We start from the raw sequence: 12556 nt of genomic DNA, 5'->3' as shown, positions 1-12556 counted from the left end.
AGGAGTGAGATAAGGGGGAGTCAATACCTTGGTACGGACCAGTGATTCACGTCGGCCGAGGCGGTCACACCTTCCGTTCGCGCGCGTGCACCGCCCGGCTCAGCCGACGGCCCAGCAGGAGGTAGCCGATCAGCGCGCCGCTGGTGTTGAGGATGACGTCGTCGACGTCGAAGGCACGCCCGGTGATCAGCGCTCCCTGCGCGAACTCCACCAGGAGCATCACCGTCGCGGTCAGCAGCAGCACCTTCAGGATTCCGCGGGTCCGCGGGGCCACGATCGGCACCAGGACGCCGAACGGAACGCCCAGCAGCAGGTTCCCGCCGATCTGCTTCACCGCGTCACGCAACGCCGGCTGGTCCAGATAGGCCCGCAGGGAGCGGCCCGGATGCATGTTGGTGTGCGTCAGCGCCTCCGACGCGGGGGAGGGCTCCAGCGTCAGCCGGGCCAGCACCACGGCGAACGCCACCATCACGGCGAACGCGCAGAGCATCGCCAGCAGACGCAGCGGCCAGGGCAGCGGGCGCCGCTCCCGTTCCGGCTTCCGGGGCGGAGGCTCGGTCTTGACGGCGCGTCTGCGCAACGCCGTTCGGGTGCGTGAGGCTGCCCAGGCCATGTGTCCTCCAGTCGCCAACTTCCCTGCGTCTCACGCCGCTTACCCCCGAACAGGCCGACGATGCCGCCGTCCTGCCCCCCGCGTGGCGGGCGCGGACGGTTTCCCTTCGTACCGCCGGGGCACTCCGGGCTGAGACCCGCGCGCGCCGCCCCGTCCCGCACCGGGAGCGGTGTGTGGATGGCGCGGAACACCGAAACGGACATCTCGCCGCACCGGCGAACCGGCAGTGCCCGAGGAGGTACGGCGCATGACCCCCCGTACGACACTCCTCGCCCTGGCCGAGATCCTGGTCTGGTGGGCCGTTCTCGCCGCGCTCTGGCTGGTCCTCGTCAGCACGGTGGACACCCTGGAACTCGCGGTGGGGGCGGGCGCCGCCGGGGTGGCGGCGGTCGCGGCGCGGGCCGCCCGACGGGCGGTTGCGAGCCGGTGAACGGCTGGACGCTCGCCGCGACCGTCACCCTCGGCGCGGGCATGGGAGCGGCTCTGTGGGGCGTCGCCACTGGGCCGCTGCGACGGCGGGTCGTGGCACAGAACCTCTCGACCGCGCTCGCCTGCCCCGTCCTGCTCCTGCTCTCCGAGGGCTACGACCGCCCGTCCTACGTCGATCTCGCCCTGGTCCTGGCCCTGCTGGGCCCGGTCGGCACCCTCGTCTTCGCCCGGCTGCTCGCCGACGAACTGGCCGCCGACCCACCCCGCGCCCGCGGTCTGACCGGCGCGGCCGCGGGCCTCGGCGCGACGGTCGTCGTGGCGCTGTGCGGCAGCACCGGACCGAGCCGTGCCATGGCCAAACTCCTGTTCGTCGGCGCACTGCTGATCGGCGGAAACCTCGTCGCCTCACGTGCGCTGTCCGGCGCGTTCCGGGAGGCCCCCGTGACTGACGCGTTGATCATCGTCGCGCTGCTGTTGGTCGCCGGTGCGGCGACCGCGGCGGTGGCCGTCCGCGACCCCGCGCGCCAGGCCCTCGTGCTGGCCGTGCTCGGCGTCGTGCTCGCCCTCCTGTTCACCGTCCTGCAGGCACCCGACGTCGCGCTGTCGCAGCTGGCCGTGGGCTCCGCGCTCACCCCGCTGTTGCTGCTGCTCGCCGTCCGCAAGGTCGGACGGCGGGGCGTGAAGAAGGACGAAGGCGACCGCGGGAAGGGAGGCGGACGGTGAGCCGGCGCACCAGGCTCCGCCTCCTCGCGGTCGGCGGCGCGGGCCTGGCCGCCCTCCTCGTCGCGGCCTGCCTGAAGCTGCCGGCCTTCGGCGGCGACCGGCACCCCTACGGCGACCGGGCGGTCCGCGAGACCCTCGCCCGGCACACCGCCAACACCGTGGCCTCCGTCAACTTCGACCAGCGCGCCTACGACACCCTCGGCGAGATGACCATCCTGTTCGCCGCCGTCCTGGGCTGCGTGGTCCTGTTGCGGCAGACCCGCGGCGAACACCGGGCGCGGCCCGAACCCGAGGAGGTGGCCCGCCCCGTACGCCGCTACGCCCTCCTCGCCCTGCCGGTCGCCCTGCTCACCGGGCTGTACGTCGTCGCACACGGCCAACTCAGCCCGGGCGGCGGCTTCCAGGGCGGCATCGTCGCCGCCACCGCCCTGCACCTGCTGTACCTGGGTGTCGACTACCGCGCCCTGGAACGCGTCCGGCCGCTGGGCCCGTACGAGGTGGGGGACGCGGTCGCGGTCTGCGCCTTCCTCGTCACCGGACTCGCCGGCCTCATCGGCGGCACCGCCTTCCTGGCCAACACGCTGCTGCCGTACGGCACGTTCAACACGCTGTCCTCCGGCGGCTCGGTGCCCCTGCTGAACGCGGCCGTCGGCATGGAGGTCGCCTGCGCGGTCGTCGTCCTGCTCGCCCACTTCCTGGACCAGGCCGTCGAGATCGAGGACGCGGACGCGAAGGCCGGGAAGGGCAGCGGAGAGAAAAAGGAAGAGGGCGGAAGGTGAGAGCGCTGTGAGTGCCGTGACGCACGTCCTGCCGTACCTGGTGGCCGTGTGGGTCTTCCTGGCGGGCTGCTACGGCCTGGCCACCAGCCGCAACCTGATCCACGCCGTCGGCTGTCTGTCCGTGTGCCAGGCCGCCACCTACGTCCTGCTGCTCGCCGTCGGCTACCGCGACGACGCCACCGCGCCCGTCTTCTCCGACCTCGAACCCGGCGCCCGGCCGGTCGTCGACCCGGTCGTGCAGGCGCTGACCCTGACCGACGTCGTCGTCGGCGCCACCGTCACCGCGCTGCTGCTCGCGCTCGTCGTGCAGATCTCCAAGCGGCACGGCACGGTCGACCCCGACGAACTGTCGGAGCTGCGCGGCTGATGAGCCAGCTGCTGCCGCTCCTGGTCGCCGTACCCCTGCTCGGGGCCGCCCTGCTGGTCGCCGGCGGCCGCCTCCTGCCCAGGGTCGCCGCCGAGTCGGTGGGCTGCGCCGTCTGCGCCGGGACGGCCGGGCTCGCGCTGGTGCTGTTGCTGGACTCCTCGCCACCCGGGGTGGTGTGGGCCGGCGGTCACGTTCCGGTGAACGGCGAGAGCGTGGGAATCGTCCTCGTCGGGGACGGCCCCGGGCTCGGCATGGCCGCGCTCGCCTCGCTGCTGACCCTGGCGGCCCTGGCGTACTCCTGGCGCTACTTCGACGCGCCGCCGCGCCGGCACGCCGGTTCCTTCCCCGCGCTCATGCTGCTCTTCCAGGCGGGTATGTGCGGCTTCGCGATCGCGGGCGACCTCTTCAACGCGTTCGTGTGGTTCGAGCTGATGAGCGTCGTCGCGTACGCCCTGACCGGTTACCGCGTCGAGGACGCCAAGGCCGTGCAGGGCGCGCTGACCTTCGGCGTCGTCAACTCCCTGGGCGCGTACGCCATGCTGATGGGCATCGCCCTGCTCTACGCCCGCACCGGCGAACTCGCCATGACCCAGATCGGCCGCGGCCTCGACGCGCACGGCCGCCCCGACGCCCTCGTGCTCGCCGCCTTCGTCCTGGTCGTGACCGGCCTGCTGGTCAAGTCCGCCGCCGTGCCGTTCCACTTCTGGCTTCCGGACGCGCACGCCGTCGCGCCCACCCCGGTGTGCATGCTGCTGTCCGGCGTCATGGTCGAACTCGGTGTCTACGGCGTCTGGCGCGTGTACGGGACCGTGTTCTCCGGGCCCGGCGGCGTCCCGGCCGACGACTTCGAACGGGCCATGGTGGTGCTCGGCGTCCTGACGGCGGCCGTCGGCGCGGTGATGTGCTGGTACCAGCGGCACATCAAACGCCTGCTGGCGTACTCGACGGTCGCCCACACCGGGCTCTTCCTGATCGGCATCGGCGTCCTCAAGCCGGAGGCCGACGACGGGGTCGCGCTGTACATCCTCGGCCACGCCGGGGTGAAGGCGGCCCTGTTCGCCTGCGCCGGCATCCTCCTGGACCGGTACGGCAACGTCGACGAGCACGCGCTGCACGGCAGGGCCCGGGCCTCGCGCGGGGTCGCCGTGCTGTTCGGTGCCGGCGCGCTCGGTCTCGCCGGCCTGCCGCCGTTCGGCACCGCGCTCGGCAAGGCCGTCACGGAGGAGGCCGTGGGCGGCCCGCTGACCGTGCTGTACGTCGTGACATCAGCGGTGACCGCCGGTGCGGTCCTGCGGGTGGGCGCCCGGGTGTTCCTCGGGCTCGGCCCCGCACCGAAGGACGGCGCCGCCTACGAGACCACCGGCGTCGGCGAACGGCCCGAGACCCGGCAGCGGCTCGGCCGGGTCCCCGACACCATGACGGCGGTCCCCGCGGTCCTGCTCGCCGGGGCCCTCGCCGTCGGAGTGGCCCCCGGCCTCGCCGAGGTGGTGGCGCGGTCGGTGAACGAGGCCGGGTCCGGCGGCGTGTTCGTCTCCGTGCACTGGACCACGGCCGGCGTCCTGCTGGGTCTCGCCTCGACCCTGCTGGCCGTGGGCCTCGCGGCGGTCGCCGTCACCCGCCCGAGACTGCTCGCCGCGCCGGACCGGGCGCTGCCACTCAGGCGCCTGCAGTCCGGGCACGTGGGCGACTACGTGGCCTGGATGCTGGTGGGCACGACCGTGCTCGGCGCGCTGGCCGCGCCGGGCCTGCTCGGCACGTGAACAGGAACAGGCACCGAGCGGACCCGGCGTCCGGTCAGGTGTTGAGCGGACCCGGCGTCCAGTCAGGCACCGAGCAGGCCCGGCGTGCGGTCTGGCGCCGAGCGCTTCCGGCGTCGGATCAGGTGCCGAGTCGGCCCGGCGTCGGCCCGGGCATCGGGGGGACCGGCGGTTGCCGGCACCGAGCGGACCGGCCTCCGGTCAGGCACCGAGCTTGCCCGGCGTCCGGTCAGGCGCCGAGCGGACCCGGCATCCGGTCACGTGCCGAAGGCGACATGTACCTCCTTGAAGCCGAGGGAGCGCAGCAAGCCCTCGAGCATGCCCGTGGTGTTCTTCTCGGCGCGCGTGGTCAGCCCGCTCTCCTTGGCCGCGTCGCCGATGTGCCGCACCGCGAGCTTCTGCACGGCCTGTTCGCCGTTCGGGTTGTCCGAGAAGAGGTCGCCGAGCCGGTCCAGCAGGCCGCGCTGCTTGGAGACCGCGTAGGAGCGGTCGGGGTCGAGCGCCGGCTTGCCGAGTGCCGCGTGCGGCAGCCGCAGCGTGGCCGAGGTGCGGTCGTCGTTGACCGTCACGTCGTTCTTGCCGACCTTTCCGAGGTCGACGTAGGCGTCGACGGTGCCCGCCCCGACGTACAGGGTGCGGGAGCCGCGGATCGCGTCGGGCAGGTACTTGGTGTCCTTCTCCAGGTCCACCACGACCTGGAAGTTGCCGGAGGCGGCGTCGTAACGGCTGATGTCCTGGATGGACTGGAGCAGTGCCGGACCCGAACGGTCGTGGGTCTCGGTGCCGAACAGGTCCTTGAGACCAGGGAGCACGCTCAGCCGGATACCGGCGAAGAACACGACGAGCACCAGTACGACGGCACTCACCGCCTTCGCCCAGCCGGGCATGCGCCTGGACACGCGCCTGATGGGAGCAGTCATGGCGACGGCCCTCCTTCCTACAGTCCAGATGCCCCTCAAATCCCCCCTCAGACCGTGGCGTTGGCCGAACGCCGCTCCCGCCGGACGCGTAAGGGCGCACGAGGGGAGGTTCGGGGCGCTCACCCGGGGCGGGCCGCGGCGGATGCCGGGCCGTAGCATGAGCCAGGCAGCCGGAAATGATCACGCGAGGAGCGGATCGTGCGAGACATCGCCGTGTTCAGCGGAAGCGCCCACCCCGAACTCGCCCGGGAGGTCTGCGCGCATCTCGGAGTGCCGCTCAGCCCCACCCGGGTCAGCCGGTTCGCCAACGACTGCCTGGAGGTACAGCTCCAGGCCAACTGCCGCGAACGGGATGTCTTCCTCGTCCAGCCGCTGGTCAGGCCCGTCCAGGAGCATCTCGTCGAGCTGCTGCTGATGTGCGACGCGGCGCGCGGGGCGTCGGCGGGCCGGATCTCCGTGGTGATGCCGCACTACTCGTACGCCCGCTCCGACAAGAAGGACGAGCCCCGCATCTCCCTCGGCGGCCGGCTCGTCGCCGACCTGCTGGTGGCGGCCGGCGCGAGCCGTGTCCTCGCCATGACCCTGCACTCTCCGCAGGTGCACGGCTTCTTCTCGGTACCGGTAGACCACCTGCACGCGCTGCGCGAGCTGGCCGCGCACTTCCGCCGCTACGACCTGTCCCGCACGACCGTCGTCTCGCCGGACCTCGGCAACGCCAAGGAGGCCGCCGCGTTCGCCCGGATGATCGGCGCCCAGGTGGCCGCCGGCGCCAAGCAGCGGTTCGCGGACGACCGGGTGAGCATCAACGCGGTCATCGGCGAGGTCACGGGCCGGGACGTGATCGTGCTGGACGACGAGATCGCCAAGGGCAGTACCGTCCTGGAGTTGCTGGACCGGCTCCGGGAGCTCGGGCCGCGTTCGATCCGGGTGGCGTGCACGCACGGGCTGTTCGCGGCCGGCGCCCTCAAGCGGATCGGCGAGCAGCCCGACGTGCTGGAGATCGTGTGCACCAACACCGTGCCGGTTGCCGAGGAGGAGCGGACCGACAAGCTCCGCGTCCTCTCCATCGCCCCGGCCCTGGCCGAGGCGGTCCGGCGCATCCACAACGGTGAGTCGGTCAGCGCCCTGTTCGACGCGCGCAGCGACTAGGTTCCGCAGGTTGGTTCACACGGAGTTCGACGCGCGCAGCGACAAGATCCCGCAGGTTGGTTCACACGGAGCCGGACGCCGCCTCGGGCCGGCCAAGGGCCGCGTCCATCGTCGGGTGCGGTGGCAACAGCCGGGCCAGGCCGGTGGCGCGCATGACCCGCAGGGTGAGCGGGTGGGTGCAGACCACGTACAGCTGCCCGTCGCGGTCGAGCACCCGACTGCGGGCGCGGTAGAGCAGACGAAGGCCGGAGCAGTCGAAGAACTCGACCTGCCGGAGGTCGATCACGATCCGGGATTCCGGGCGGGCGGTCACCCGGTCCAGGTGGGGGATGATCTCCACCGCCGCGGCGATGTCGATCTCGCCGCGTAACTCCAGGACGGTGTGCCCACGGTCCTGGCGCACGCGCAGATGCCGACCGAGTGCCGCGGGTTCCTGCTGCACGACGACATCCCCCTCCAACCGGCTCATCCAGCGGTGGGGCCGCGGCTCACCGGGGCCCGGGTGACAGCGAGCGGCGAGCGTGAGAACGCAGACGTGTCACGGGGCCCCCGCGCGAGCGCAAAACCGTTCCCCGCCCAGCAAGTTACCCTCGATAGACCGAATTTGAGCATGTTCGATTGACATATGTCTGTGAATTGCGGCTGACGGATCTACGACAGGGCGTGCCACGCCTTGGAGAGCGCCTGGCGCAGCTGCTCGGTCTGGTGTGCGGTGAGCTCGCGGACCATCCGTTCCTCCAGTTCCCGGACCGGCCCGGCGTGGCGGGCCAGCAGCTCGCGGCCCGTCTCGGTCAGCAGGATCAGCAGTTCGCGCCGGTTGCGGGGGTTGCGTTCCCGGCGGATCAGCCCGCGACCCTCCAGGGAGCGGACGAGATCGGCGATGGACTGGGCGGTGACGAACGAGTCGCGGGCCAGCTGGGCGGCCGACAGCCCGTCGTGCCGTTCCAGGACGGTGAGCGCGGTGTACTGCAGGGCGGTGATGCCCGAGGGCTTGACCAGCTCGTCCAGGTGGGACCGCACGACCAGCTCCACCTGCTTCACCATGTAGAGAAGCGACGGGTGCGTCTTCGTTGCCTGGGTGCCGACCATGAGTTCATCCTAGGGCATTGACAGGAAACCTGTCCTTAATGAGACTGCGAGCGAGACGAGAGACCAGCAGGAATCCTGTTGGTTGAAAACTTGGCAATGACGCTGAGGAGTGGTGATGACCGCCTTCGAGATCCAACCCGGACGGCTGTTCGTCGGGGGGCAGTGGCGCGAGGCCGCCGACGGAGCCCGCACCGAGGTGGTCGACCCGTCCCGGGGCACGGTCCTCACCACGGTCGCGGAGGCCGGGGCCGCCGACGTGGACGCGGCCGTACGTGCCGCCCGCGAGGCCTTCGACGGGGGCGCGTGGTCCGGCCTCAGCGGCCGCGAGCGCGGCCGGGTGCTGCACCGCGTCGCCGAGCTGATCCGCGAGAACGCCGACGAACTCGCCGAGTTGGAGAGCCTGGACGTCGGCAAGCCGATCTCGCTGTGCCGTGCCGTCGACATCACCAACGCCGCCAACGACTACGAGCACTTCGCCGCGCTCGCCCACTCCCTGCACGGAGCGAACCGCGACACCCCCCTCAACGCCCTCGCCTACACCCGGCGTGAGCCCCTCGGTGTGGTGGCCGCGATCACCCCGTTCAACTTCCCGCTGATCCTGGCCGGCTCCAAGCTCGCCCCGGCGCTCGCCGCGGGCAACACGGTCGTCCACAAGCCCGCCGACGAGACCCCCCTCAGCGCGCTCTACATGGCGAGCCTGCTCCAGCGGGCCGGCGTCCCCGACGGTGTCGTCAACGTCGTCACCGGCGCCGGTCCGGTGGCCGGCGAGGCCCTGCTGCGGCACCCCGGCGTGGACAAGATCGCTTTCACCGGTTCCACCGCGGTCGGCCGGCACGCCGCGAGCGTCGCCGGGGAGGCCCTCAAGCCCGTCACCATGGAGCTCGGAGGCAACGCGGCCCACCTCGTCTTCGAGGACGCCGACCTGGAGAAGGCGGTCGGCGCGGTCATCAAGGGCTTCGTGTTCAACACCGGCCAGTTCTGCATGGGCGGCCCGCGACTGCTGGTGGCCCGCCCGGTCTACAGCACCCTGCTCGGCATCCTCGCCGACGCCGTCCCCGGCGTGCCGGTCGGCGATCCCCGGCTGCCCGAGACCGTCGTAGGACCGATGGCGGGGGAGCGGCACCTGCGGAAGGTCGAGGAGTACGTCGAGCTGGCCCGTAAGGAGGGCGGCCGGATCGTCTGCGGCGGTGAGCGGCTCGACCTCGACGGCGGCTACTACTACCGGCCCACCGTGATCGCCGACCTGCCCAACGACTCCCGGGTCATCCAGGAGGAGGTCTTCGGGCCCGTCCTCACCGTGCAGCCCTTCGACTCCGAGGACGAGGCCGTCGCGCTCGCCAACTCCACGCCGTACGGCCTTGCTTCGGGTGTCCAGACGACCAACCTCGCCCGCGCCCACCGCATCGCCGACCGGCTCCGGGCGGGCATCGTCTGGATCAACGACTGGGCGATGCTCGACCCCGCCGTCCCCTTCGGCGGAGTCAAGGACTCCGGCTTCGGGAGGGAGTACGGGCCCGAGGCGCTCGCCGGCTACACCAAGGTCAAGTCCGTCGTCGTCTCGCTCGACTGAGCGCGCCCGTCCCCGTCCAAGGGAGTTCTGCGATGTCCCTCACCACCCGCGCCGCCGTCGTCGAGTCAGGCGGAGCGCCCTTCACCCTCTCCGACGTGCAACTGGAGGCGCCCGGACCGCACGAGGCGCTGGTCCGCATGGTCGCGACCGGCCTGTGTCACACCGACCTGGGCGTGGCGAGCGGCGGGCTGCCCTTCCCGCTGCCCGGAGTCCTGGGCCACGAGGGGGCGGGCGTCGTCGAGGCGGTCGGGCCCGCCGTCACCGGCGTGGCACCCGGCGACCACGTCGTGCTGTCCTTCACCTCGTGCGGGGAGTGCCGCAACTGCCGCGGCGGTCACCCCGCCTACTGCGCGACCTGGCTGCCCCTGAACCTCATCGGCGGCCGCCGTGCGGACGGCAGCAGCACGATCAGCCGGGACGGCGAGCCGCTCGGCGGCCACTTCTTCGGCCAGTCCTCGTTCGCCGAACGGGCCCTGGTGGACGAGCGCAGCCTCGTCAAGGTCGACCGGGACGTGCCGCTGGAGTCGATCGCCCCGCTGGGCTGCGGCGTACAGACCGGGGTCGGCGCCGTGTGGAACGTGCTGGAGCCCACCACCGGCAGCACCGTCGTCGTCCTCGGCGCCGGAGCGGTCGGCCTCTCCGCGGTGATGGCCGCCGCCCTCACCCCGGCCACGCGGATCATCGCCGTGGACCGGGTGGCGGAGCGGCTCACGCTGGCCAGGGAACTGGGCGCCACCCACACGGTCGACGCCGGTGAGGCCGACCTCGGCGAGGCGATCGCCCTGCTGACGGACGGGCAGGGCGCGGACGGCGTCGTGGAGACCACGGGCAGCGTCGCCGTGCTGCGCCAGGGCGTCGACGCGCTCGCCGCCCGCGGCACCCTGGTCGTCGTGGGCGCCCCGCCCTTCGGCACCGAGGTCGCCCTGGACGTCAACGGGCTGCTCGGCGGCAAGCGGATCGTCGGCCTCACCCTCGGCGACAGCGAGACGCAGACCGTGATCCCCGCCCTGGTCCGGATGGTCAAGGAGGGGCGGCTGCCGCTGCACCGCCTGATCAGCCACTATCCGTTCGCGGACATCGACCGGGCGGTGCGGGACATGAGCGCGGGCAAGACCATCAAGCCCGTGCTCACCTTCTGATCACCCCGGTCAGTCGACCACGAGCACCAGCTTGCCCGTGGTCCGGCCGGTGTCGCCCAGCGCGTGCGCCTCGGCGGCATCGGCCAGCGGGAACGTGCCGGCGATCGTGGCGCGCAGCTTCCCCGCCTCGACGAGCTCCGCGATCGCCCGCAGCCCGGTGCGGGAGGCGTCGACCAGCATCCGCACCGCCCGTACGCCCAGCCGCTCCGCCTCCCGCGGGAAGTCGTCCGAGCCGACCGGCAGGATCGAGACGACGATCCCGCCGGGGCGCAGCACCCGCAGCGAGCGCGTGGAGTACTCGCCGCCGAGCGTGTCCAGAACGACGTCCACGTCCTTCACGGCCTCGGTGAAGTCGGTCTCCCGGTAGTCGATCGTCTCGTCCACGCCGAGCTCCCGCAGGAAGTCGTGCTTGCCGGCGCTCGCGGTGCCGATCACGTACGCGCCCCGCGCCTTGGCGATCTGCACGGCCACGTGCCCGACCCCGCCGGCCGCCGCGTGGACCAGCACCCGCTGTCCCGGTTGCACGTCGGCCGTCTCGACCAGGGCCTGCCACGCGGTCAGCGAGACCAGCGGCAGTGCGCCCGCCTGCGTGTGGTCGATCACGGCCGGCTTCGGCGCGAGGGCGCGGGCGGGCGCGATGACGTACTCGGCGTGCGAGCCGTGCCCGAACGGGTACGGCAGCAGGCCGAAGACCTCGTCGCCGGGCGCGAACCGGGCGACCCCGATGCCCACGGCCTCGACCACGCCGGAGACGTCCCAGCCGAGGACGAAGGGCGGCTCTCCGAGGAAGCCGCCGTTGGCCCGGTGCTTCCAGTCGGTGGGGTTGAGGCCGGCCGCGCGGACCCGGACCAGCACCTCGTTCGGCCGCGGCGACGGGCGCTCCACTTCTTTGACGCCGAGGACCTCGGGGCCGCCGAGGGTGTCCTGGCTGATGACTCGCATGGTGTTCACAGTGCTCATGGTGGATCAGCCTGCCGGTGGCGGCCCCACATGAAAATGGCAGAATTGCCAACCTTCGATAAGATCGTGCCATGCAGCATGTGGAACGCATCGTGGTCCTGGCGCTGGACGGCGTCTATCCCTTCGAACTGGGCATCCCCAGCCGGATCTTCGGCGCCGCCGACGGCCGGTACGAGGTGCTCACGTGCAGCGTCGACGGACTTCCGGTGCGCAGCAACGCGGACTTCGGCATCACCGTCGAGCACGGGCCCGAGGCGCTCGCCACGGCCGACACGGTGGTGATCGCGCCGGTCTCGCCCTCGAAGGTGATGGCCGAGCTGCCGGACGAGGTCGGCTCCGCCCTCGCGCACATCCGCCCCGACGCGCGCATCGTCTCCATCTGCACCGGCGCCTTCGTGCTGGCCGCCGCGGGGCTGCTCGACGGCCACCGGGCCACCACCCACTGGCAGGTCGCCGACCTCTTCCGCGACAGGTACCCGCACATCGCGCTCGACCCCGACGTCCTCTTCGTCGACGACGACCGGATCCTGACCTCGGCCGGGGCCGCCTCCGGCGTCGACGTCTGCCTGCACCTGGTGCGCAAGGACCACGGCAGCGAACTGGCCAACAAGGTCGCCCGCCGCTGTGTCGTCCCGCCGTTCCGGGACGGCGGCCAGGCGCAGTACATCGAACAGCCGGTGCCCGAGCAGGGCGCCGCCGGCACCGCCGCGACCCGCGCCTGGGCCCTCGCCCGCCTCGGAGAACCCCTGACGCTGACCGACCTGGCCGCCCACGCCCGGATGAGCCTGCGTACCTTCGCCCGCCGCTTCCACGACGAGGTCGGCCTCAGTCCGGGCCGCTGGCTGATCCAGCAGCGGGTCGCCCGGGCCCGCCATCTGCTGGAGTCCAGCGACCTGTCCGTGGACCAGATCGCCGGCCGGGTCGGCTTCGCGACGGGTGCCTCCCTGCGCCAGCACCTGCACGCGGCGATCGGGGTGTCGCCGCAGGCGTACCGGCGTACGTTCCAGGCGGCGGCCCACTGACCGGCGAACGTATCCCCGCCCCGCCGCGTCGGAGTACCG

14 protein-coding genes and 1 pseudogene are annotated in these 12556 nt (G+C 72.3%); 10 read left to right on the top strand and 5 right to left on the bottom strand.

Features of this window, described 5'->3' with window-relative positions:
• Positions 1–64: 64 nt before the first annotated feature.
• Positions 65–613, bottom strand: a complete 549-nt coding sequence (locus OG985_RS09130; RefSeq protein ID WP_371667754.1) for a VanZ family protein — start codon at positions 611–613, stop codon at positions 65–67.
• A gap of 247 nt (positions 614–860) precedes the next feature.
• Between OG985_RS09130 and OG985_RS09125 the strand changes: the two genes are divergently transcribed.
• From OG985_RS09125 to OG985_RS09100, 6 genes and pseudogenes are all read left to right on the top strand, one after another.
• Positions 861–1043 (top strand): hypothetical protein, encoded by a 183-nt coding sequence (locus tag OG985_RS09125; RefSeq protein WP_371667753.1) that lies wholly within the window; start codon positions 861–863, stop codon positions 1041–1043.
• A pseudogene (locus OG985_RS09120) lies at positions 1040–1471 on the top strand (monovalent cation/H+ antiporter complex subunit F); the annotation flags it as partial. The gene OG985_RS09125 and the pseudogene OG985_RS09120, both read left to right, overlap by 4 nt.
• A 12-nt stretch (positions 1472–1483) precedes the next feature.
• Entirely contained in the window at positions 1484–1765 is a 282-nt protein-coding gene (locus OG985_RS09115; protein ID WP_371674311.1) for a Na(+)/H(+) antiporter subunit B, read from the top strand.
• Positions 1762–2544 (top strand): hydrogen gas-evolving membrane-bound hydrogenase subunit E, encoded by a 783-nt coding sequence (mbhE, locus tag OG985_RS09110; protein ID WP_371667752.1) that lies wholly within the window; start codon positions 1762–1764, stop codon positions 2542–2544. The genes OG985_RS09115 and mbhE overlap by 4 nt, the downstream gene beginning before the upstream one ends.
• Before the next feature lie 16 nt (positions 2545–2560).
• Positions 2561–2911 (top strand): sodium:proton antiporter, encoded by a 351-nt coding sequence (locus tag OG985_RS09105; RefSeq protein WP_371674310.1) that lies wholly within the window; start codon positions 2561–2563, stop codon positions 2909–2911.
• Positions 2911–4671, top strand: coding sequence for a complex I subunit 5 family protein (locus OG985_RS09100; protein WP_371667751.1), 1761 nt, complete (start codon positions 2911–2913; stop codon positions 4669–4671). The genes OG985_RS09105 and OG985_RS09100 overlap by 1 nt, the downstream gene beginning before the upstream one ends.
• A 254-nt stretch (positions 4672–4925) precedes the next feature.
• Here the strand turns inward: OG985_RS09100 and OG985_RS09095 are convergent, their stop codons facing one another.
• On the bottom strand, positions 4926–5588 hold the full coding sequence (locus OG985_RS09095; protein ID WP_371667750.1) for a DUF4230 domain-containing protein: 663 nt from the start codon (positions 5586–5588) through the stop codon (positions 4926–4928).
• A 198-nt stretch (positions 5589–5786) separates the two neighbouring features.
• On the opposite strand from OG985_RS09095, the gene OG985_RS09090 reads away from it, so the two are divergent.
• Positions 5787–6737 (top strand): ribose-phosphate diphosphokinase, encoded by a 951-nt coding sequence (locus OG985_RS09090; protein WP_371667749.1) that lies wholly within the window; start codon positions 5787–5789, stop codon positions 6735–6737.
• A 61-nt stretch (positions 6738–6798) separates the two neighbouring features.
• Here OG985_RS09090 and OG985_RS09085 read toward each other — a convergent pair whose 3' ends face one another.
• Together OG985_RS09085 and OG985_RS09080 are read right to left on the bottom strand one after the other, a co-directional pair.
• Positions 6799–7179 carry an anti-sigma factor antagonist gene (locus OG985_RS09085; protein WP_371667748.1) on the bottom strand — a complete coding sequence of 127 codons (381 nt, stop codon included), beginning with the start codon at positions 7177–7179 and terminating at the stop codon, positions 6799–6801.
• A 209-nt stretch (positions 7180–7388) separates the two neighbouring features.
• The gene (locus tag OG985_RS09080) at positions 7389–7826 is read right to left on the bottom strand and encodes a MarR family winged helix-turn-helix transcriptional regulator (RefSeq protein WP_371667747.1); all 438 of its coding nucleotides are present in this window, start codon (positions 7824–7826) and stop codon (positions 7389–7391) included.
• 115 nt (positions 7827–7941) lie between these two features.
• Here OG985_RS09080 and OG985_RS09075 point away from each other — a divergent pair, with 115 nt between their 5' ends.
• Together OG985_RS09075 and OG985_RS09070 are read left to right on the top strand one after the other, a co-directional pair.
• The gene (locus OG985_RS09075; protein ID WP_371667746.1) at positions 7942–9396 is read left to right on the top strand and encodes an aldehyde dehydrogenase; all 1455 of its coding nucleotides are present in this window, start codon (positions 7942–7944) and stop codon (positions 9394–9396) included.
• A 32-nt stretch (positions 9397–9428) separates the two neighbouring features.
• Entirely contained in the window at positions 9429–10535 is a 1107-nt protein-coding gene (locus OG985_RS09070; RefSeq protein ID WP_371667745.1) for an NAD(P)-dependent alcohol dehydrogenase, read from the top strand.
• A 9-nt stretch (positions 10536–10544) separates the two neighbouring features.
• On the opposite strand, the gene OG985_RS09065 is transcribed toward OG985_RS09070, so the two are convergent.
• Positions 10545–11495, bottom strand: coding sequence for an NADP-dependent oxidoreductase (locus OG985_RS09065; protein ID WP_371667744.1), 951 nt, complete (start codon positions 11493–11495; stop codon positions 10545–10547).
• A gap of 71 nt (positions 11496–11566) precedes the next feature.
• Between OG985_RS09065 and OG985_RS09060 the strand changes: the two genes are divergently transcribed.
• Entirely contained in the window at positions 11567–12517 is a 951-nt protein-coding gene (locus tag OG985_RS09060) for a GlxA family transcriptional regulator (protein ID WP_371667743.1), read from the top strand.
• The last annotated feature ends 39 nt before the right edge of the window (positions 12518–12556 follow it).

This window comes from Streptomyces sp. NBC_00289 (assembly GCF_041435115.1).
Classification (GTDB): Bacteria; Actinomycetota; Actinomycetes; order Streptomycetales; family Streptomycetaceae; genus Streptomyces.
The sequence above is the reverse complement of the archived record's forward strand: the minus strand, read 5'-3'. Positions and strand labels throughout refer to the sequence as shown.

Bases quoted from the DNA above. Each gene is read 5' to 3' on its own strand.
- OG985_RS09080 (WP_371667747.1), bottom strand. From the start codon at position 7,826: ATGGTCGGCACCCAGGCAACGAAGACGCACCCGTCGCTTCTCTACATG.
- OG985_RS09125 (WP_371667753.1), top strand. From the start codon at position 861: ATGACCCCCCGTACGACACTCCTCGCCCTGGCCGAGATCCTGGTCTGG.
- OG985_RS09065 (WP_371667744.1), bottom strand. From the start codon at position 11,495: ATGAGCACTGTGAACACCATGCGAGTCATCAGCCAGGACACCCTCGGC.
- OG985_RS09060 (WP_371667743.1), top strand. From the start codon at position 11,567: ATGCAGCATGTGGAACGCATCGTGGTCCTGGCGCTGGACGGCGTCTAT.
- OG985_RS09100 (WP_371667751.1), top strand. From the start codon at position 2,911: ATGAGCCAGCTGCTGCCGCTCCTGGTCGCCGTACCCCTGCTCGGGGCC.
- OG985_RS09130 (WP_371667754.1), bottom strand. From the start codon at position 613: ATGGCCTGGGCAGCCTCACGCACCCGAACGGCGTTGCGCAGACGCGCC.
- OG985_RS09075 (WP_371667746.1), top strand. From the start codon at position 7,942: ATGACCGCCTTCGAGATCCAACCCGGACGGCTGTTCGTCGGGGGGCAG.
- OG985_RS09070 (WP_371667745.1), top strand. From the start codon at position 9,429: ATGTCCCTCACCACCCGCGCCGCCGTCGTCGAGTCAGGCGGAGCGCCC.
- OG985_RS09095 (WP_371667750.1), bottom strand. From the start codon at position 5,588: ATGACTGCTCCCATCAGGCGCGTGTCCAGGCGCATGCCCGGCTGGGCG.